The organism is Mycobacterium shinjukuense (assembly GCF_010730055.1).
GTDB classification, from domain to species: domain Bacteria; phylum Actinomycetota; class Actinomycetes; order Mycobacteriales; family Mycobacteriaceae; genus Mycobacterium; species Mycobacterium shinjukuense.
Genome location: NZ_AP022575.1, coordinates 317,587 through 338,164 on the forward strand (window position 1 = coordinate 317,587; position 20,578 = coordinate 338,164).

Below are 20,578 nucleotides of genomic sequence, written 5' to 3' on the forward strand. Positions count from 1 at the left end.
GCGCCATCGCCGACGGCACATGGCCGCTGTCCACATTTCCATCAAGCCCCGGCGGGCTGGTCTCTGCGCGCAGACACCGACCACACTGCCCGGCATCGCCGGTGGGGCAGTTGATGCGCGACAGCCGGTGTCACATCGTGGCGCCGGTGCCGAGAGGCATGCTGCGTGTCATACAAAGTGCATATCCCAATATCGGAACAGTGTGCATTATGCCCCCCGAAACCGGATAGCTGGTGTGCGCTACGGCGATACCATCGATTGAATGCCGACCGCAAATCCGATGCTGGACTGATCGGAGGTAAGCGATGTCGTTTGTGATTGTCGTGCCGGACGCGTTGGCGGCGGCCGCTTCGGATCTGGCAGGCATTGGGTCGGCGATGGCCGAGGCCAACGCCGCGGCGTTGGCCCCGACGACGGCGTTGTTGGCCGCGGGTGCCGATGAGGTGTCGGCGGCGATCGCGGCGCTGTTTGGCGCGCACGGGCAGGCGTATCAGGCGGTGAGCGCCCAGATGTCGGCGTTTCATGCCCAGTTCATGCAGGCGTTGACCGGCGCCGGCGGGGCGTATGCGGCCGCCGAGGCCGCCAACGTCTCGGCGGCGCAGAGCGTCGACCAGCGGCTGCTCGATCTGATCAATGGGCCCACCCAGGCGTTGTTGGGGCGCCCGTTGATCGGTGACGGCGCCAACGGCGGGCCGGGGCAAGACGGCGGGCCCGGGGGGTTGCTGTACGGCAACGGCGGCAACGGCGGCACTAGTACCACCGCCGGGGTGGCCGGCGGCAACGGCGGCGCCGCCGGGCTGATCGGCAACGGCGGGGCCGGGGGCGGCGGCGGGGCCGGCGCGGCCGGCGGCAATGGCGGTGCGGGCGGGTGGCTGTATGGCAACGGCGGCGCCGGCGGGGCCGGCGGCAACGGCACCGGCGGCGGCGCCGGCGGGGCCGGTGGGCTCGGCGGAAACGCTGGGTTGTGGGGGGCTGGTGGCGCCGGTGGACACGGCGGCAACGGCGCGGCGTCATTAACCACCGGCAAAGCCGGCGGCGCCGGTGGCGACGGTGGCGCGGGTGGCGCCGCCGGGTTATTCGGTGACGCCGGGGCCGGTGGCAACGGCGGCGCCGGCGGCAAAGGTGCCGAGGGTGTTTCGAGCGGTTCGGCCGGGGGCGTGGGCGGGGACGGTGGGGCCGGCGGCCACGCGCTGCTGTGGGGCGCCGGCGGCCCGGGCGGCGCCGGCGGGGCCGGCGGCGGCGGCGGCAACACCGTCGACACCCAGTTTGGCAGCGTCTTCCCGGCTGGGGCCGGTGGGGCTGGGGGCGCCGGCGGCGCCGGGGGCACCGGCGGGTTGTTGTTCGGTGACGGCGGCGCCGGCGGGCACGGTGCAGTCGGCGGCGCCGGCGGCAACGGCGGCAACACCACCGGCTTTCCCAGCTCCATCGGCGGTCCGGGCGGCGATGCCGGCAACGGCGGGGCCGGCGGCACCGGTGGGGCCGGCGGCAACGCCAGGCTGTGGGGCGTCGGCGGCACCGGCGGGGCCGGCGGGGACGGGGGCGTCGGCGGCGCCGGCGGCAAGGGCGGCCCCGGCCTGGGCGGCAACAACAGCGGCGGGCCGGCGGCGACAGCGGCCGTGGCGGCACGGGCGGCGCCGGCGGCGAGGGCGGCGCCGCCGGGCTGCTGGTGGGCACCGGCGGGCACGGCGGTGACGGCGGGCGGCGCCGCCGTCAAGGGCGGTGACGGCGGGGCCGCCGCCGGCACGGGCATCGCCGGCGCCGGCGGCCGTGGCGGCGCGGGCGGCAGCGGTGGCAGCGGTGGTGACGGCGGGGGCGGGGCCGCCGGCCCCACCGGGTGGCTGTTCGGCGATGGCGGGGCCGGAAGAAGGAAGGAAGGGGCGGCGGCACGGCAATGGAACGGCAGTGGCGGTAAGGAATGGAACGGCGGCAACGGCGGCAAGGGCAGGCCACCGCCGGAGCTTGAGCCGGGCCGAGGCCACCAGCGGAGGCGGGGGTGCAGCGGCGGAACCGGCGGAGCCGCAGGGGTCCGGAAGGGAGTGGGCCGCCGGCAACGCCGGGCTTTTGGGCGTGGGCGGGGCCGGCGGGCACGGCGCCGCCGGCGGCAACGCCGGTGCGGGCGGCGCTGGCGGTGGTGGGACTGGAAGCGGCGACGGCGGCGACGGCGGTAAGGGCGGCGGCGGCGGGGCCGGTGGGTCCGGCGGGGCCGGCGGCACTGGCGGGCTGGTGTTCGGCATCGGAGGGGGCGGCGGCAGCGGTGGCGACGGCGGTGCCGGCGGGCTCGGCGCCAACGGTAAGAGCGCCGGTCCCACCGGCGCAAACGGCGGTAACGGGGGCGACGGCGGCAACGGCGCAATGGGAGGGGCCGGCGGCGCCGGCGGCGCCGGGGGGCTGCTGTTCGGCACCGGAGGCGACGGGGGCCGCGGAGGCAACGGCAGCGCCGGGGGCGGTGGCGGCTTCGGCTCCTTCGGCGACATCACCAACGGGGACGGCGGCAATGCCGGCAGGGGTGGCGACGCTGGCAACGGCGGGAACGGCGGCGGTGCCGGCGGCAACGGCGGGGGGCTGTTCGGCAATGGCGGGGCCGGCGGCGATGGCGGCGTAGGCGGCGAGGGCGGCAAGGGCGGCCTCGCTCCTGCTCCCGGTGTCCCCGGCGGGAGCAATGATGGCGGCAAGGGCGGCAATGGCGGCAATGGCGGCAATGGCTGGGTGCTGTTCGGCAACGGCGGCGCCGGCGGCGACGCCGGTGCCGGCGGGTCAGCCGGCGGCGCTGGCGCCGTTGCCGGTGCCGGCGGCAAAGGCGGCGACGGCGGGGACGCGCAGCTGATCGGCGACGGCGGCAGCGGCGGGAACGGCGCCACCGGGGCGCCGAACGGGGCCGGCGGGGCCGGCGGCCTTGGTGGGGTGCTGTTCGGCCAACCCGGTGCGGTTGGGGCGTCGCCGTAGCCGGATGCTTATCGGCGCCGGCGGGCTTGGCGGCCTGCTGTTCGGCCTACCCGGGGCATCACCCTAGTCGGTAGGCGCTGCGCCTCGTCACCGAACGCGGCGACGCGCCCGTCGAGCACCGCGGCCCCCCGGCGGGCAGCCGCGTCTTCTTCCCCGTTGGGGACGGCAAGTTCCGCCACAGTGTTGTCGACGCGCGTAATCCGACCCAGACCTGGCCATCCGCATGTCGGGGGAGCAACGGCTGCCCGGCATCTGCTCCGGCAGAGCGGCCGCCCGGAGACGTGGTTCAACCAAGCGCACCGGCCCGCGTTCCCCCACGCCGATATTCTGCGAGCGCCGCACGACCACAGCCCGCGGCATCGCCGGTACGGCAAGCGGGCGCCAAGCCTGGCTGTGGTCGGTCACCGACGTGCCGCCCCGCTGGCTGCGCAACTGGCAAAACGGCGCGGCCCGGCTGACCGCCGCCGACCTGGGCGGGCGGGTCGCCGTCTCTACCGACTAGCCTGGCGACGGTGCGGGCCGCTGGTCCGCATCGGCCTGTTTCCGATCGTGTCAGGGGGTATGCGTGGGTGCTTCGCGGGTTCCGCCGGCCGGTGTCGTTCGGGTGATCGAACGGGCCCGGCATCACCTCATTGGCCTGCATCGACGCTTGGTCCCAGCGCCGGTTGCGCTGATCGAAATGATCCTGGACGCTTGGGCGGCCCAGGCGATCACCGCCGCGGCGGATCTGGGCATCGCCGACGCCCTGGCCCACGGGCCGTTGTCGGCCGAGGAGCTGGCGGCCGCGGTCGACGCCGACGCCGATGCCCTCGCCCGGCTGCTGCGGGCGCTGATCGGCCGCGGCATTTTCCGGCAACGCCACGACGGCCGCTACGAGCTGACTCCGCTGGCCGACGCCCTGCGCAGTGACGCCGACGTGTCGTTGGCCGGGATGGCCCGATGGGTGGGCGCCCCACAGCACCGCGAGCACTGGAGCCGGCTGACGCACGCGGTGCGAAGCGGTCGTTCCGTTGTCCCCGAATTGCGGGGCAAACCCGCTTTCGACTACCTGGCCGCCGAGCCGGAACTCGCCGAAATCTTCAACCAGGCGATGACGGGCACGACCGAGCTGTCGATCGCGCCGGTGGTGGCCGCCTACGACTTCAGCCCCTGCGCGACGGTCGTCGACGTCGGCGGCGGGCATGGCCGGCTGCTAGCCGCGATCCTGGATGCGACGCCGCACGCGCGTGGCATCCTGTTCGACCAAACCCACGTGGTGGCCGGGGCGCCGGCACTGTTGGCCGAACACCAGGTCGTTGACCGGGTGCGAATTGAAGAGGGGTCGTTCTTCGACGACGCGATACCACGCGGGGGTGACACCTACGTACTAAAGAACATCATCCACGACTGGCCCGACGACGACGCGGCGCGCATCCTCGGCAACGTGCGCGCTGCGGCCGGCGCGGGCAGCAAAGCATTGCTCATCGAGCAGGTGATTCCGCCGCACCACCGGGACTTCACCGGCAAGTGGCTGGACCTGGAGATGTTGGTCGCCCTCGGTGCCCGCGAGCGCACCGCCGCCGAATACCAGCGGCTGCTGCAGCGCGCGGGCTTTGGTGGCATGCGGGTGATCGGGACGGCCTCGCCGTACAGCGTCATCGAAGCCACCGCGATCTAGCCGGGCGGGGAATAGCCGCCGGCAGCGGCTGGTCATTGTGCGTGTGGCAGTAACCGGCAGTGCTTAACGCCACGCTCACATGTTCGACCAACTGGCTATCAAGGAGTCACCGACATGACCGCTGTCTTTGGTCCGTTAACCAGGCCGCTCTACGACTCGACGGATTCGCTGTTGCGTTTCGCGATGCGCGCCGACGCCACGTTGACCGGACTTATCGGTCTGGCCGTTGCCGTCGCCGCCCACCCGGTGTCGGGGCTGACTGGCCCAACGGCCGGGCAGGAATACGGCGTCGGCACGTTCTTCGTGCTCTACGGCCTGGTGGTGTTCGGTCTCGCCGCGTTGCCGAACGTGCGCCGCGCCGGTAGCGGCGTGGTCGCGGCCAACATGGTGTACACCCTGGCGGCGGTCGTTGCCGCCGAACTGGTGCCCATGACCACGACCGGGATTGCCGCGACCCTGGCCAGCGGCGGGTACACCGCCGGGTTCGCGGGCCTGCAGTACCTGGGAGTACGCCGACTGCCGGCCTAACTCCCGTCCCGTCGGCGCTTCCTCGAGGCAATTTCGAAACCATTGTCGGCGCGCCCCCGGGCTTGGTGATAATCGTGCGCTGGATTTGCGTCACCAGATTGGTATCCGGACGAACAGATGGACGACGACACCATTGGGTGCGGCCCCGCCTCGCGGCGTGCATCGCCCCATGGCCTGCGCTGATGGCCAGTTACGAGCTGGTGATCGCGACCGCCGGTGGGCAAGCTGCACAGGAGTGTCTGGTGGAAGTTGTGCATTTTTAATACTGCCCGGTCCGGCGGAAATGCGAGAGCACATATTCCTGCCGAAAACCGACCGGGGTAACGCGGGGTGGCGATACCATCTGCGTATTCCGACTGGCTTCCAGGGGGAATAGCGACGGAGGACCACGATGGCGTTTCTGATTGCCGCACCGGATGTGTTGGCCCAAGCCGCAACGGAGTTGGCCGGTATTGGTTCGGCGATCAACGCGGCCAACGTGGCCGCGGCGGGTCCGACCACCGCGTTGTTGGCCGCCGGTGCCGATGAGGTGTCGGCGGCGATAGCGTCGCTGTTTTCTGGGCATGCCCAGGCCTATCAGGGGTTGAGCGCGCAGGTGTCCGGGTTTCATGCGCAGTTCGTGCAGGCGTTGACCGCCGCCGGCGGGGCGTATGCGGCCGCCGAGGCCGCCAACGTTTCGGCGCAGAGCGTGCAGCAGGACTTGTTGGCTGTGATCAATGCGCCCACCCTGGCGCTGTTGGGGCGCCCACTGATCGGTGATGGCGCCAATGCGACGACGCCGGGCGGCAACGGCGGGGACGGCGGGTTGTTGTGGGGCAACGGCGGTAACGGGGCCGCGGGCGCGCCCGGGACCGGCCAGGCGGGCGGAAACGGCGGGTCTGCCGGGTTGATCGGCAACGGCGGCAAGGGTGGGGCCGGCGCATCCGGCACATCCGGCCCATCCGCCACCGCGGGTGGTATCGGCGGCGCCGGCGGGGCCGGCGGCGCCGGCGGGTGGCTGTTCGGCAACGGTGGGGCCGGCGGGGCCGGCGGTATCGGCGGGCTCGGGACGGTCACCAGCGGCAACGGCGGCGCCGGCGGGATCGGCGGGGCCGCCGGGTTGTGGGGCGCCGGCGGGGCCGGCGGGCTCGGCGGCGCCGGCGGGGCCGGCGGGGCCGGCGGCAACCCCACGCCCACCGGCACCGCACCCAACGGCGGCAACGGTGCAAACGCCGCCAGCAGCTCTAGCTCCCCTGCCGTCGGCGGCCCCGGCGGCAACGGCACCACCGGCAGCGCCACCGTTAACGGTGGCGACGGCGGTCAGGGCGGGAACGCTGTCGGGCAGTCGGGCCAGTTCATGGGTCAGATCATCGGCGGCATCGGCGGTATTGGTGGCGAGGGCGCCAACGGCGGCGACGGCGGAAACGGCGGGGACGCCTTCCAAGCTTCTGTGGGAATCGGTGGACCCGCCGGCGCCCCCGGTACACCGTTCGGCGGTAGGGGAGGAGACGGGGGGAGCGCCCTTGGCTTGGGCGGCAATGGCGGCAACGGCGGCAAAGGCGGGGACTCCATCGGGTTCGCTGTTGACCCGAACCACCCCGGGGCGGCGGGCGGTAACGGCGGTAACGGCGCCACCGGCGCCGCCGGCGGCACCGGCGGCGCGGGCGGCGCAGGCGGCGCCGGCGGTCGCGGAGGGCTGCTGGTCGGCATCGGCGGCGACGGCGGCGCGGGCGGCGCCGGCGGCAACGCCGGGGCCGGCGCCCCCGGCGGTTCCGGCGGCAACGGCGGCGCGGCGGGCGATACCCTCGGGTCTTTCACCGCCGTGCAGAACCAACCGGGCGGCAGGGGCGGTGACGCCGGCAACGGCGGCAACGCCGGTGGCGCCGGGGTTGGCGGCGCCGGTGGCGCCGGGGGGGCCGGTGGAATGCTGGTCGGCAACGGCGGTGACGGCGGTGCGGGCGGCGCCGGCGGGGCCGGTGCGGCCGGGGGCGCCGCCGGCAAGGGTGGCGCCGGCGGGGCCGGCGGCAACGCCAGCACATGGCAACTGTTGGTCAACTCCACTCTCAAGGGCGGTGACGGCGGTGACGGCGGGGTCGGCGGAGACGGCGGCAACGCCAGCAACGGCGCCGCGGGTGGCCGCGGCGGAGACGGCGGAACCCCGGGGTTGCTCGGGCTGCCAGGGCGCGCCGGCATCGGCGGCGCGGGCGGCCCGGGCGCCGCGGGCGGCGCCCTGGGCACGGGCGGTGGCGGCGGGGTCGGCGGGTTCACGTTGGGCAGCCTCGGCACCTTCCCCGATCCGGGGCCGCCGAGCACCCTCGGTGCCAACGGCGCCGCCGGGGCCGACGGCTTGCCGGGCGCTGCCGGTGTTGCCGGCGCATCTGGCCCGAACGGCACCACCGCCAGCCCGTCGATCGTGAACACGATTGTCAACGGGCCCTTCGAGGCGCTGTTGGGGCGCCCACTGATCGGTGATGGTCTCGATGGCGGGCCGGGGCAAAACGGCGGGGCCGGCGGGTTGTTGTACGGCAACGGTGGCAACGGCGGCACCAGCACGACCGCCGGGGTTCCCGGCGGTCACGGTGGTGCCGCCGGGTTGATCGGCAACGGCGGGTTTGGCGGCGGCGGCGGGCCCGGCGCGGCCGGCGGCAACGGAGGAGCCGGCGGCTGGTTGATCGGCAACGGCGGCGCCGGTGGGCCCGGCGGGACGGCCACGGCTGCGGGTGTTGCCGGCGGCGCCGGCGGCGCCGGCGGCGCCGCCGGGCTGTGGGGCGCCGGCGGGGCCGGCGGGGACGGCGGCAACGGCGCGGTTGGGGCCACATTCACTCCGGGTGGCGCCGGTGGCAACGGCGGTGCCGGCGGCAGGGGCGGGTTGTTCGGCGACGCCGGCGCCGGCGGCGACGGCGGTGCTGGCGGCATCGGGATATTGGCGGCCCTAGGCGGCAAGGGTGGTCACGGCGGGGCCGGGGGCAGCGCCGGGCTGTGGGGCGCCGGCGGCGCCGGCGGGGCCGGCGGCATCGGGGGAGCGGGCGGCAACGGATTTCTGAGCGGCCTTACCGGGGTGTCCGGTGGGGACGGCGGGGCCGGTGGTAGCGGCGGCGCCGGCGGCGCCGGCGGGCTGCTGTTCGGCGACGGCGGGCTAGGCGGGCACGGCGCCGCCGGCGGCGGCGGCGGCTTGGGTGCCTCCTCCATTACACCGTCCATCGGCCCAGGCGCCGCGGGCGGCGCCGGCGGCGATGGCGGGGCCGGTGGGGCCGGCGGGGCCGGCGGCAACGCCAGGCTGTGGGGCATCGGCGGGGCCGGTGGGGCCGGCGGGGTGGGCGGCAACGCCGGCCACGCCGGCAACGGCGCCAACGGCGGAACACAAGGGCTAATCAATCCTGCCCAGGGCGGCCCCGGCGGCAACGGCGGCAACGGCGGGATCGGCGGCGTGGGCGGCGCCGGCGGCAACGGCGGCCACGGCGGGCTGCTGTACGGCGCCGCCGGCGGCGGCGGCCACGGCGCCGACGGCGGCAACGCCGGCAACGGCGGCACCGGCGGTTCCGCCACCGGAAGCTCCACCGTCCAGGGGAAAGGTGGCAACGGCGGTAGCGGCGGCGCCGGCGGCGTCGGTGGGACCGGCGGTGGCAGCGCCAGCGGCGGCGCCGCGTGGGGGGTTGGCACCGGTGGGGCCGGCGGTCACGGCGGATCCGGCGGTGACGGCGGGGTCCGCGGCACCGGCCCAGGCGGCAACGGTGTCAACGGCAACGGTGGCGCCGGGGCCGACGGCGGCGAGGGCGGTCCCGGTGGGTTCCTCTACGGCAACGGCGGCGCTGGTGGTGACGCCGGCGCCGGCGGGGCCAGTGGTGGGACCGGAGCCACCGCCGGTGCCGGCGGCAAGGGCGGTGACGGCGGCAACGCGCAGCTGATCGGCGACGGCGGCCACGGCGGGGCCGGCGGCAAGGGAACACCCAACGGGCCAGGTGGCGCCGGCGGCGCCAAGGGTCAGCTGTCCGGCCAGCCCGGCGCGGCCGGGGCATCACCGTAGCCGGTAGGCCCGCCGCCTTCGGCCGGGCCCGTCGGCGTCCTACAGCTTGCGCAGCCGCAGCCGGTTGATGGAGTGATCGGCGTCCTTGCGCAGCACGAGGGTGGCCCGCGGCCGGGTCGGCAGAATGTTCTCCACCAGGTTGGGCCGGTTGATCGAGCGCCAGATCTCCTTCGCGGCGATGACGGCCTGCGAATCCGACAACGCCGCGTAGTGGTGGAAGTGTGATTCCGGGTTGGCGAACGCCGTGGTGCGCATGGCCAAAAACCGCGACACATACCACTGCTCGATGTCCTCGATCCGAGCGTCCACATACAGCGAGAAGTCGAACAGGTCCGACACCATCAACGTCGGCCCGGTCTGCAAGACGTTGAGCCCCTCCAGGATCAAGATGTCCGGATGGCGGACGACGTGCTTGGCCCCGGGAATGATGTCGTAGCGCAGATGCGAATACACCGGTGCGCACGCGTAGTCGGAACCCGATTTCACCGAGGTGACAAACCGCATCAGCGCCCGGCGGTTGTAACTCTCCGGAAAGCCTTTGCGGTGCATGAGGTTTCGCCGCTCCAACTCGGCGTTGGGGTAGAGAAACCCGTCGGTGGTCACCAGGTCCACCCGGGGGTGGTGATCCCAGCGAGCCAACAGCGCCTGCAGCACACGGGCGGTGGTTGACTTGCCGACCGCCACGGACCCGGCCACCCCGATGATGAACGGCACCGGCCGGTCCGGGTTTTGTTGGGGCTCGCCGAGGAATTCGGCGGTGGCGGCGAACAGTCGCTGGCGGGCGGCGACCTGAAGGTGGATGAGCCGGGCCAACGGCAGGTAGACCTCTTCGACTTCGAGCAGGTCGATCTGCTCGCCGAGACCGCGCAGGCCGATCAGTTCCTCTTCGGTAAGGGCCAGAGGCGTCGACATGCGAAGCGCGCGCCATTGCTTCCGGTCGAACTCGATATACGGGCTCGGCTCGCTAACCCGCGTCATGGTGTCAGTCTTGCAGGGAGGGCGCTGCGCCCGACGGCTGGGGCTGCGCGCTTAGGGAGCGCCGCAGCGCTGGATACACTGGCGCCCGTGACCGCAGCACCTGACGCCCGCACGTCAACCCCGCCAACGGCCTCCGTGATGTCCGCCCCGCTCGCCGACATCGACCCCGATATCGCCGAGTTGCTGGCCAAAGAACTCGGCCGGCAACGCGACACCCTGGAGATGATCGCCTCGGAGAACTTCGCGCCGCGCGCGGTGCTGCAGGCCCAGGGCTCCGTGCTGACCAACAAGTACGCCGAGGGACTACCCGGCCGGCGGTACTACGGCGGCTGCGAGCACGTCGACATGGTGGAAAACATCGCCCGCGACCGGGCCAAGGCGCTGTTCGGCGCCGAATTCGCCAACGTGCAGCCGCATTCGGGCGCTACCGCCAACGCGGCGGTGCTGCACGCGCTGATGTCGCCGGGGGAGCGGCTTTTGGGCCTGGACCTCGCCAACGGCGGCCACCTCACCCACGGGATGCGGCTGAACTTTTCCGGCAAGTTGTACCAGACCGGCTTCTACGGCGTCGATCCGACGACCCACGTGATCGACATGGACGCGGTGCGGGTCAAGGCGCTCGAGTTCCGGCCGAAGGTGATCATCGCCGGCTGGTCGGCCTACCCGCGGATTCTCGACTTCCCGGCGTTCCGGTCGATCGCCGACGAGGTCGGCGCCACGTTGCTGGTGGACATGGCGCACTTTGCGGGGTTGGTCGCCGCCAGGTTGCACCCGTCGCCGGTGCCGCACGCCGACGTGGTGTCCACCACCGTGCACAAGACGCTCGGCGGGGGCCGCTCCGGCCTGATCGTGGGCAAGCAAGAGTATGCCAAGGCGATCAACTCGGCGGTGTTCCCCGGTCAGCAGGGCGGACCGCTGATGCATGTCATCGCCGGCAAGGCGGTCGCGCTGAAGATCGCCGCCACACCCGAGTTCGCCGAGCGTCAGCGGCGCACGCTGTCCGGCGCTCGGATCATCGCCGATCGGCTGCTGGCGGCCGATGTCGCCAACGCCGGGGTGTCGGTGGTCAGCGGCGGCACCGACGTCCACCTGGTGCTGGTCGACCTGCGCAACTCGCCATTGGATGGCCAGGCCGCCGAGGACCTGCTGCACGAGGTGGGCATCACCGTCAACCGCAACGCCGTCCCCAACGACCCCCGGCCACCGATGGTGACCTCCGGCCTGCGGATCGGGACTCCCGCGCTGGCGACCCGTGGCTTCGGGGACGCCGAGTTCACCGAGGTCGCCGACATCATCGCCACCGCGCTGGCCGCCGGCAGCTCGGCCGATATAGCGGGGCTGCGGCAGCGCGCGACCCGGTTGGCCAGGGAGTTTCCCCTGTATGAGGGGCTCGAGGAGTGGAGCCTGGTCGGCCGCTAACGCGAGCCTGTAGTTAGCGCGAAAAAGTGCGAGTGGATCACACGGTAACTACAGGCTCGGCGAGCCGGCCAGGTGGCCACGACACGAACGGTCTGATTTCGCAAAACCTGTGTATAGGGGTTACAGTTACCCAATGGCACAGAAACCTGTCGCTAACGCGTTGACACTCGAACTCGAGCCGGTGGTCGAAGAGAACATGGCTCGACACCTCGCCACCGAGGACATCTGGTTCGCCCACGACTACGTTCCGTTCGACCGGGGCGAGAACTTCGCCTTCCTCGGCGGGCGTGATTGGGATCCCTCTCAAGCGACGCTGCCCAGGGCGATCACGGACGCCTGCGAGATCCTGCTGATCCTCAAGGACAACCTGGCCGGCTACCACCGCGAGCTCGTCGAGCACTTCATTCTGGAGGACTGGTGGGGCCGCTGGCTTGGCCGGTGGACCGCAGAGGAGCACCTGCACGCCATCGCGCTGCGCGAATACCTGGTGGTGACCAGGGAGGTCGACCCGACCGCCAACGAAGACGTGCGTGTCCAGCACGTCATGAAGGGTTACCGTGCCGACCGGTACACGCAGGTGGAAACCCTGGTGCAGATGGCGTTCACCGAACGCTGCTACGCCGTCTTCTGCCGCAACCTGGCCGCCAAGCTCGAAGAGCCCATCCTGGCCGGCCTCATCGACCGGATCGCCAGGGACGAAGCACGGCACGAGGAGTTCTTCGCCAACCTGGTCACCCACCTGCTCGGCCACGTGCGCGACGAGACCATCGCGGCGATCGCCGCCCGTGCGGGCGACCTCCAGGTCCTCGGTGCCGACATCGACGCCTACCAGGACAAGCTGGAAAACGTTGCCGACGCCGGAATCTTCGGCCCCACCCAGCTGCGCCAGGTGATCTGCGACCGCATCACCGCCTGGGGGCTGGCCGGCGAGCCGCAACTGACGCGATTCGTCACGGGTTAAGTCACGCCCACAGTCTCGGCGCGCCTGCCCTGCGCGGGTACGGCCACCGGAGTAGCGTCGCACTCGATGGCCAGCGACCTTCTCTGCTGCCAGGGCGGCACCTTCCGTCATCACCACGGCAGGACCGGCCCCGGTCCTGGTGCCGCGGCCCCCGCCGACACGCTCGTGTGGGTCCGCCCGAGCGCCATTCGCTTCTAGGAGCGCTTCGTGACCGATATCCGGACCTACGTGCTCGACACCTCCGTGCTGCTGTCCGATCCCTGGGCGTGCGGTCGGTTCGCCGAGCACGAGGTGGTGGTTCCGCTGGTGGTGATCAGCGAACTGGAGGCCAAGCGCCACCACCACGAGCTGGGCTGGTTCGCCCGCCAAGCGTTGCGCCTGTTCGACGACCTGAGGCTGGAGCACGGACGGCTGGATCAGCCCATTCCGGTTGGTACCCAAGGCGGTTCGCTGCGCGTCGAACTCAACCACACCGACCCGGCGGTGCTGCCCGCGGGCTTTCGCACCGACAGCAACGACTCCCGGATCCTGAGCTGCGCGGCCAACCTGGCCGCCGAGGGCAAGCGAGTCACGTTGGTCAGCAAAGACATTCCGCTTCGGGTCAAGGCCGCGGCGGTGGGCCTGGCCGCCGACGAATACCACGCGCAGGACGTCATCGCCTCCGGGTGGTCGGGGATGCACGAGATCGAGACCGCCGCCGCGGACATCGACGCGCTGTTCGCCGACGGGGAGATCGACCTGGCCGAAGCCCGGGACCTGCCCTGTCACACCGGGATTCGGCTGCTGGGCGGCGGCTCACATGCGCTTGGCCGGGTTACCCCGGCCAAACGTGTTCAGCTGGTTCGCGGTGACCGTGAGGTGTTCGGTCTGCGTGGCCGCTCCGCCGAACAGCGGGTGGCGCTCGACCTGCTGCTCGACGAGTCGATCGGCATCGTGTCGCTCGGCGGCAAAGCCGGCACCGGAAAGTCGGCGCTGGCGCTGTGCGCGGGTCTGGAGGCGGTGCTGGAGCGCCGGACCCAGCGCAAGGTGGTGGTCTTCCGCCCGCTGTATGCCGTCGGCGGCCAAGACCTGGGCTACCTGCCCGGCAGCGAGAGCGACAAGATGGGCCCGTGGGCCCAGGCGGTGTTCGACACCCTGGAGGGCCTGGCCAGCCCGGCGGTGCTGGAGGAAGTGCTTTCCCGGGGCATGCTCGAGGTGCTGCCGCTCACCCACATCCGGGGCCGCTCGTTGCACGACTCGTTCGTCATCGTCGACGAGGCGCAGTCGCTGGAACGCAACGTGCTGCTGACCGTGTTGTCCCGGCTGGGGGCCGGGTCGCGGGTGGTGTTGACGCACGACATCGCGCAGCGCGACAACCTGCGGGTCGGCCGGCACGACGGCGTGGCCGCGGTGATCGAGAAGCTCAAGGGCCATCCGCTGTTCGCGCACATCACGCTGCTGCGCAGTGAGCGTTCGCCGATCGCCGCGTTGGTCACCGAGATGCTCGAGGAGATCGCCGGGCCGCGCTGACGGCGTGTTTCGGTAGGCTGCCAGGCGTGCCGAAACGACCCGACAACCTGGCCTGGCGGTACTGGCGGACCGTCGTCGGTGTCGTCGCGGCCGCGGTGGTGCTGCTGGTCGGCGGCCTCACCGGTCACATCACCCGCGCCGACGACCCGAACTGCTCGGTGGTCAAGTGTGTCGCCCTGACCTTCGACGACGGCCCGGGGCCCTACACCGACCGGCTGCTGAAGATCCTGGCCGACAACGACGCCAAGGCCACGTTTTTCCTGATCGGCAACAAGGTGGCGGCCAACCCGGCGGGTGCCCAACGCATCGCGGAGGCGGGCATGGAAATCGGCAGCCACACCTGGGAACACCCCAACATGACGACGATCCCGCCCGCCGACATCCCCGGCCAATTCTCCAGGGCCAACGACGCGATCACCGCCGCGACCGGCCGGACGCCGAGCCTCTACCGCCCCGCCGGCGGACTGTCCAACGACGCGGTACGCCAGGCCGCGGCCAGCTTTGGGCAAGCCGAAATCCTTTGGGACGTCATCCCTTTCGACTGGATCAACGACTCCAACACGGCGGCCACCCGGCAGCTGCTGATGGCGCAGGTCAAGCCGGGTTCGGTGGTGCTGTTCCACGACACCTACTCCAGCACCGTCGACCTGGTGTATCAGTTCATGCCGGTGCTCAAGGCCAACGGCTATCGCCTGGTCACGGTTAGCGAGCTGCTCGGGCCGCGCGCGCCGGGCAGCAGCTACGGCCGCCGGGAGAACGGGCCGGCGGTCAACGAACTGCATGACATCCCGGCCAGCGAGATCCCACCGTTGCCCAACACCCCCTCGCCCACGCCGATGCCCAATTTCCCGATCACCGACATTCCGGGCCAAAACTCCGGCGGGCCCAACAACGGCGCCTAGTGATCCGCGGGCCGGCGACGAGTACAGAGCCGAGCAACGCGCGTAGGGACGGAAGTCGGCTAGTTACCTGCGGACCTTCAGCGCGGCGATGACCCTGTTGACCGTGGCCGCCGAGGCCGCGTCGCCGATGGGTGTCGCGCCCAAGAAGATGGTCACCGGCTTGGTGTCGACCGCGATGATCGTCACGGTGTCGCCCTGCACGCCGCGCGAGGTGTCGGCGATGGTGATGTCGGCGTCCACCCGGGCGGCCTTGACCCCGTCGACCGTCGTCGACGACGTCTTCATCGGGCCCAGCGTGGGCGAAGACTGCACGTAGCCGGGGCCGTTGGCCACGCACCGCAGCAATGTCGACGCCTGCGCGCTGACGTCCATGCTGGTGACGAAGTTGGTGACGGCGACCTCGACCTGCATCATCCACTGGTTGGCGCCGGGCACCTCCTGGCCGAGGCCCACCGCGTCGATGAGGTTGGGGTTTTGGTCATCGGAGAACGGCGACCATCCGGGTGCCGCGCTGGTGGGGAACGACAGCTTGCCCGCGCTGACCGTGTCCCCGTCGGGCCGGTCACCGCCGGACACGTTGGGGGTGCAGTCGGTCGCGGTCTGTGGGGAAGCGTTGGGCTGCGACGTCGGGGCGGCGCTGGTCACCGCCGGACTCGACGGGGTCGCGGTGGGCGACTTGCCCCAGTTGCCCACGGCGACCACCAGGATCACCACCAGCACGATGACGCCCAGCACCGCGACGCCGGCGAGGATCAACCACGGCAACGTGGACCCCGGCCCCCTCGGCGGTGGTGCCGGCGGGTAGGGCCCCGCCGGCCAGCCCGGGGCATACTGCTGGCCCGGTGGGGGCGGCTGCTGGGGTGGATAGCCGCCCGGCGGGTAGGGGCCACCCGGCGGGTACGGGCCACCCGGCCCGTACCCGCCGCCCTGCGTCTGGTCGCCCCAATATGGTTGCTGTCCATACGGATCCGCACCGTAGGGATGGTTGCCGTGGGGGCCGCCGGGAGGAGCCGTCATCGCTGAATCACCCTTACTCGCGTTGACCTCTGAGGTGGTTGTCGCTCGTAGGCGGGCACATCGCATATCCCTGCCGTGCCGGAACGCGTGAGGCGGGTGAGACAAGAGGGAACCCGCAGGCGCGGCGGACCGCCGGTCGGGCACCGCCGGAAACGTCGTTTGCGCACCGGGTCGCCGGCAGCCCCGACACGCGGGGTCACCCCGGTTCCAACCCCTGACGAACTTGCGAGCGAGACCACTAGGTGTCGACCGGTTCGACCTTGGCCATCGCCAACACGTCCAGACGCCGGTCCAGCTCCTCGATCGACAGCTTGTCGCCGATCAGGCCGCGGTCAATGACCGTCTGGCGGATCGTCTTTCGTTCCTTGAGCGCCTGCTTGGCGACCGCGGCCGCCTCCTCGTAGCCGATGGCAGAGTTCAACGGTGTCACGATGGACGGCGAGGACTCTGCCAGCTGGCGCAGGTGCTCCACGTTGGCGGTCAACCCGGCAATGCAGCGCTGGGCGAACAGCTTCGACACGTTGGTCAGCAGCCGGAAGGACTCCAGGATGTTGCGGGCCATCATCGGGATGTAGACGTTGAGTTCAAAGGCGCCGTTGGCGCCACCCCAGGCGATCGCGGCATCATTGCCGATCACCTGCGCGGCGACCTGCGTAACCGCCTCCGGCAGAACCGGATTCACCTTGCCCGGCATGATCGAGCTGCCCGGCTGCAGGTCCGGCAGCTGGATTTCGGCCAGGCCGGTCAGCGGGCCCGACCCCATCCAGCGGATGTCGTTGGCGATCTTGGTCAGCGACACCGCGATGGTCCGCAGCGCACCGGACGCCTCGACCAATCCGTCCCGGGCCGCTTGCGCTTCGAAAGCGTTTGCCGCCGTGCGTAATTCGGACAGGCCAGTTTGTGTCACCAGCACCGCGACCACCTTGGTGCCGAAGCCTTCGGGAGCGTTGAGGCCGGTGCCCACCGCGGTGCCGCCGATCGCCAGCTCACCCAGCCGGGGAAGGCACGCGCGCACTCGCTCGATGCCGGCCTCGATCTGGCGGGCATACCCGCTGAATTCCTGGCCGAGCGTCACCGGTACCGCGTCCATCAGGTGGGTACGGCCGGACTTGACCACCGTCTGCCACTCCAGAGCCTTGGCCGACAGCGCGGTGTGCAGCACCTGCAGCGCCGGGATGAGGTGACGCACCGCCGCCTCGGTGGCCGCGACATGGGTCGCGGTGGGGAAGGTGTCGTTGGACGACTGCGACATGTTCACGTCGTCGTTGGGGTGCACCGTGACGCCGCCCGCGGCCGCGATGGACGCGATCACCTCGTTGGCGTTCATGTTGGAGCTGGTGCCCGAGCCGGTCTGGAAGACGTCGATGGGGAACTGGTCGTCGTGTTGGCCGTCGGCGATCTCGGCCGCGGCCGCGATGATCGCGTCGGCCTTGTCCGGCGCCAGCAATCCCAGGTCCTTGTTCACTTCCGCGCAGGCGCCTTTCAGCAGGCCCAACGCTCGGATCTGGGCGCGTTCCAGGCCCCGCCCGGAGATGGGAAAGTTCTCCACCGCGCGCTGGGTTTGCGCGCGCCACAACGCTTTGGCCGGCACCCGGACCTCGCCCATGGTGTCGTGCTCGATGCGGTAGTCGATGTCGTTGTCGCCGGCGTCAGCGGCCATGGCTTGGGGTCCTTAGTCGTCGGGTTAGGGCAGGGGATAGGCGGCATTGCTGTCGCCGGTGAAGTCGATGGCGGAGTATTCGTTGAGCTTGGAGAGCCGGTGGTAGGCCTCGATCATCCGGACGGTGCCCGACTTGGAACGCATCACGATCGACTGCGTGGTGCAGCCGCCGGGGTAATAGCGCACACCCTTGAGCAGGTCGCCGTCGGTGACCCCGGTGGCGCAGAAGAAGACGTTCTCGCCCGACACCAGATCCTCGGTGGTCAGCACCCGGTCGAGGTGGTAGCCGGCGTCCAGCGCCTTGCGGCGTTCCGCTTCATCGCGCGGCGCCAGCTGCGCCTGGATCGCCCCACCCATGCACCGGATCGCGGCCGCGGCGATGATGCCCTCCGGGGTGCCGCCGATCCCGGCCAGCATGTCGGTGCCCGAGTTGGGCCGGCACGCCGAGATCGCCCCGGCCACATCGCCGTCGGTGATCAACCGGATCCGGGCCCCGGTCGCGCGGACGTCGTGGATGAGTTGTGCGTGCCGTGGCCGGTCCAGGATGCACACCGTCATGTCGCGCACCGACAGGCCCTTGACCTTGGCGACCGCGCGGATGTTGTCGGCGATCGGCGCGGTGATGTCCAGCACGTGCGCGGCGTCGGGCCCGACGGCGATCTTGTTCATGTAATACACCGCCGACGGGTCGAACATCGCGCCGCGCTCGGCCACCGCCAGCACCGAGATCGCGTTGGTCATGCCCTTGCTCATCAGGGTGGTGCCGTCGATGGGGTCCACGGCGAAGTCGCACTCCGGGCCGTCGCCGTTGCCGACCTCTTCGCCGTTGTACAGCATCGGCGCATGGTCTTTCTCGCCCTCCCCGATGACCACCACCCCACGCATCGACACCGAGTTGACCAGTTCGCGGATCGCGTCCACCGCGGCGGCGTCGCCGCCCTCCTTGTCGCCGCGACCCACCCACCGGCCCGCGGCCATGGCGCCGGCCTCGGTGACCCGCACGAGTTCCAGCGCCAGGTTGCGGTCCGGGGCTTCCCGGCGCGATGGCCGCGGGCCAGACGGGTCATGGCTGGCCACGGCGGTCGGCGACGAACCGGATCCCTGAGCTGTCATGGTTGGTGATTGTCCCAGAAGCTGATCGGTGAGCTGGAGCTGGGATACTGGCCTGCGATACTGGGCAGGTGACCGCCGAGCCGCAGCCGACCCCCAAGCCGGCCAAACCAAGGCTGCTGCAGGACGGCCGCGACATGTTCTGGTCGTTGGCGCCGCTGGTGATCGGGTGCATCCTGCTGGCGGGAATGGTCGGGATGTGCTCGATCAAGCCGGGCGGGCCCAACCGGGGCACGGTCCCGTCCTACGACGTGGCGGCGGCGTTGCGGGCGGACGCCCAGACGCTGGGATTCCCCATTCGGCTGCCGCCGCTGCCGGCGGGTTGGCAAGCCAACTCCGGGAGCCGCCGGGGCATCGAAAACGGGCGCACCGACCCGGCAACCGGTCAGCGGCTGAACGCGGCGACCTCGACGGTGGGCTACATCAGCCCGACCGGGATGTATCTGAGCCTGACCCAGAGCAATGCCGATGAGGACAAGCTGGTCGGCTTTATCCACCCGGCCATGTATCCGACCGGAACGGTCGACGTCGCCGGCACCGGCTGGGTGGTCTATCAGGGCTCGGATCACAACGGTGCCGTCGAGCCTGTGTGGACCACCAGGCTCACCACTGCCGAGGGCGCCACCCAGATCGCGATCACCGGCGCCGGCAGCACCGATCAGTTCCGTACCCTGGCCTCGGCGACGCAATCCCAGCCGCCCCTGCCGGCCAGCCGATAGCCGGGTCATTCCCGCTCGTCGGCGGTGGCCGGCGGGTGGGCGGTTCTACGCGGCAGCCACGTGCGGCGCACGGGTTTGGCTTCGAACTGTTCGAGTTCGACGCCCTTGTACACCGCCAGGTAGACGTCGATCGTGGTGACGATGATGATCATCAGCACCGGACCGATGATGAGGCCCCACGGGCCGAACATGCCGATGCCGGCAAACACCGACAGCAGCATCAGCGCCGAATTCAGCCGGGCGTCGCGCGGAACGAGAATCGGCCGCAGGAAGTTGTCGATGTTGGCGACCACCACGAGATGCCACAGGATCACGAACGCGCCACCGCCGATATTGCCGAAGATCATCAGCCCGATGCCGAACGGGATCGTCACGATCCCGCCGCCGAGCGGAATGATCGACAACGCGGTGAGCACGATCGCGAAGATGAAGAACCCCTGGTGAAATCCTGCGATGTAGATCGACGCGGCACCGGCGACGCCTTGGCACAGCGCGATGACGAACTGGCCGTTGACGGTGCCGCGGACCATCGAGCCCATCCGCTGCAGGTACAGATCCGTGACGTCTTCGCCGAGCGGGTTGAGCTGGCCGATCAATGTCCGCAACTTCTCGCGATTGATCAGCAGGGCGACGAACACGTACAGGAAGATGATCGCCGACGTGATGACACCGGCCAGGCTTCCGGCGGCCTCCTGCAGGAAATGCAGCAGCCAGCGACCGACGTTCTGCGCCACCGAAATCGTCGCCGTGCGCAGCGTCTCCGCGGTCACCGTGATGTGCAGGAACGGCACTCGGGCCAACACGCCGTTGACAAATCGGAGGGTCCTGTCGCCCAGGGTGCTCACATCGGTCGACCGGACCCAGTCGGCCACGGACTCGACCATGCGAGCGATCTGCACGATCGCCAGCGACACCAGAAGTCCGACCGGCACGATGACCACGGCCAGCGCCGACAGCAATGTGCAGGTGGCCGACAAGCCGGTGTTGAGCCGTTTGTTGAACCACGTGAAAAGTGGTGTGAACAGATACGCCCCGACGGCCGCGACCACGATCAGGACGAAATAGTTGCGCAGGAAGTACGCGCCGAACAGCACCGCGATCAGCGTGCAGACCGCGAGCGCGCGTTTTTGGGTGAGCGTGAATTCGGTGTTCAGGGCCGCCTCCGCGTCGGT

Annotated in this window: 13 protein-coding genes and 1 pseudogene; 9 read left to right on the plus strand and 5 right to left on the minus strand. The window is 71.2% G+C overall.

Translation table 11 applies throughout. The features are described 5' to 3' along the window. The first annotated feature begins 305 nt into the window (after positions 1-305). From G6N20_RS01440 to G6N20_RS20890, 4 genes and pseudogenes are all read left to right on the plus strand, one after another. A pseudogene (locus G6N20_RS01440) lies at positions 306-2,943 on the plus strand (PE family protein). Between the two features lie 679 nt (positions 2,944-3,622). Next, on the plus strand, positions 3,623-4,600 hold the full coding sequence (locus tag G6N20_RS01445) for a methyltransferase (RefSeq protein ID WP_232065408.1): 978 nt from the start codon (positions 3,623-3,625) through the stop codon (positions 4,598-4,600). 114 nt (positions 4,601-4,714) lie between these two features. Then, positions 4,715-5,128, plus strand: a complete 414-nt coding sequence (locus G6N20_RS01450) for a hypothetical protein (RefSeq protein WP_083052596.1) — start codon at positions 4,715-4,717, stop codon at positions 5,126-5,128. Positions 5,129-5,519: 391 nt separating this feature from the next. Beyond that, a complete protein-coding gene (locus G6N20_RS20890; protein ID WP_232065409.1) occupies positions 5,520-9,131 on the plus strand; it encodes a PE family protein in 3,612 nt (1,203 codons plus the stop codon). Positions 9,132-9,170: 39 nt separating this feature from the next. Here G6N20_RS20890 and coaA read toward each other — a convergent pair whose 3' ends face one another. Next, positions 9,171-10,109: a type I pantothenate kinase gene (gene coaA / locus G6N20_RS01465; RefSeq protein WP_083051365.1), complete on the minus strand. Its 939-nt coding sequence runs from the start codon at positions 10,107-10,109 to the stop codon at positions 9,171-9,173. Positions 10,110-10,247: 138 nt separating this feature from the next. Here coaA and glyA point away from each other — a divergent pair, with 138 nt between their 5' ends. The 4 genes from glyA (at position 10,248) to G6N20_RS01485 (ending at position 14,900) form a co-directional block, all read left to right on the plus strand. Next, positions 10,248-11,528: a serine hydroxymethyltransferase gene (glyA, locus tag G6N20_RS01470; RefSeq protein ID WP_083051363.1), complete on the plus strand. Its 1,281-nt coding sequence runs from the start codon at positions 10,248-10,250 to the stop codon at positions 11,526-11,528. A 133-nt stretch (positions 11,529-11,661) separates the two neighbouring features. Continuing rightward, complete coding sequence (locus tag G6N20_RS01475) at positions 11,662-12,489, plus strand: acyl-ACP desaturase (protein WP_083051360.1); 828 nt, start codon at positions 11,662-11,664, stop codon at positions 12,487-12,489. Between the two features lie 207 nt (positions 12,490-12,696). Next, positions 12,697-13,998, plus strand: coding sequence for a PhoH family protein (locus tag G6N20_RS01480; protein ID WP_083051357.1), 1,302 nt, complete (start codon positions 12,697-12,699; stop codon positions 13,996-13,998). Between the two features lie 26 nt (positions 13,999-14,024). Further along, the gene (locus tag G6N20_RS01485) at positions 14,025-14,900 is read left to right on the plus strand and encodes a polysaccharide deacetylase family protein (RefSeq protein WP_083051354.1); all 876 of its coding nucleotides are present in this window, start codon (positions 14,025-14,027) and stop codon (positions 14,898-14,900) included. A gap of 63 nt (positions 14,901-14,963) precedes the next feature. On the opposite strand, the gene G6N20_RS01490 is transcribed toward G6N20_RS01485, so the two are convergent. The 3 genes from G6N20_RS01490 to glpX all read right to left on the minus strand — a co-directional run bounded on the left by G6N20_RS01490 (position 14,964) and on the right by glpX (position 18,690). Further along, on the minus strand, positions 14,964-15,917 hold the full coding sequence (locus G6N20_RS01490; protein ID WP_163662707.1) for a hypothetical protein: 954 nt from the start codon (positions 15,915-15,917) through the stop codon (positions 14,964-14,966). A gap of 238 nt (positions 15,918-16,155) precedes the next feature. Beyond that, positions 16,156-17,577, minus strand: a complete 1,422-nt coding sequence (locus G6N20_RS01495; protein ID WP_083051348.1) for a class II fumarate hydratase — start codon at positions 17,575-17,577, stop codon at positions 16,156-16,158. A 24-nt stretch (positions 17,578-17,601) separates the two neighbouring features. Continuing rightward, entirely contained in the window at positions 17,602-18,690 is a 1,089-nt protein-coding gene (glpX, locus tag G6N20_RS01500) for a class II fructose-bisphosphatase (RefSeq protein WP_083051345.1), read from the minus strand. A gap of 68 nt (positions 18,691-18,758) precedes the next feature. On the opposite strand from glpX, the gene G6N20_RS01505 reads away from it, so the two are divergent. Continuing rightward, positions 18,759-19,406, plus strand: a complete 648-nt coding sequence (locus G6N20_RS01505; RefSeq protein WP_083051343.1) for a DUF4245 domain-containing protein — start codon at positions 18,759-18,761, stop codon at positions 19,404-19,406. Between the two features lie 5 nt (positions 19,407-19,411). Here G6N20_RS01505 and G6N20_RS01510 read toward each other — a convergent pair whose 3' ends face one another. Continuing rightward, positions 19,412-20,560: an AI-2E family transporter gene (locus tag G6N20_RS01510; protein WP_083051341.1), complete on the minus strand. Its 1,149-nt coding sequence runs from the start codon at positions 20,558-20,560 to the stop codon at positions 19,412-19,414. Positions 20,561-20,578: the final 18 nt, after the last annotated feature.

What these genes read in the sequence shown, in the direction of transcription:
- G6N20_RS01445 (WP_232065408.1), top strand. Translation starts at nt 3,623, where the DNA reads ATGATCCTGGACGCTTGGGCGGCCCAGGCGATCACCGCCGCGGCGGAT.
- G6N20_RS01450 (WP_083052596.1), top strand. Translation starts at nt 4,715, where the DNA reads ATGACCGCTGTCTTTGGTCCGTTAACCAGGCCGCTCTACGACTCGACG.
- G6N20_RS20890 (WP_232065409.1), top strand. Translation starts at nt 5,520, where the DNA reads ATGGCGTTTCTGATTGCCGCACCGGATGTGTTGGCCCAAGCCGCAACG.
- coaA (WP_083051365.1), bottom strand. Translation starts at nt 10,109, where the DNA reads ATGACGCGGGTTAGCGAGCCGAGCCCGTATATCGAGTTCGACCGGAAG.
- glyA (WP_083051363.1), top strand. Translation starts at nt 10,248, where the DNA reads ATGTCCGCCCCGCTCGCCGACATCGACCCCGATATCGCCGAGTTGCTG.
- G6N20_RS01475 (WP_083051360.1), top strand. Translation starts at nt 11,662, where the DNA reads ATGGCACAGAAACCTGTCGCTAACGCGTTGACACTCGAACTCGAGCCG.
- G6N20_RS01490 (WP_163662707.1), bottom strand. Translation starts at nt 15,917, where the DNA reads ATGACGGCTCCTCCCGGCGGCCCCCACGGCAACCATCCCTACGGTGCG.
- G6N20_RS01495 (WP_083051348.1), bottom strand. Translation starts at nt 17,577, where the DNA reads ATGGCCGCTGACGCCGGCGACAACGACATCGACTACCGCATCGAGCAC.
- glpX (WP_083051345.1), bottom strand. Translation starts at nt 18,690, where the DNA reads ATGACAGCTCAGGGATCCGGTTCGTCGCCGACCGCCGTGGCCAGCCAT.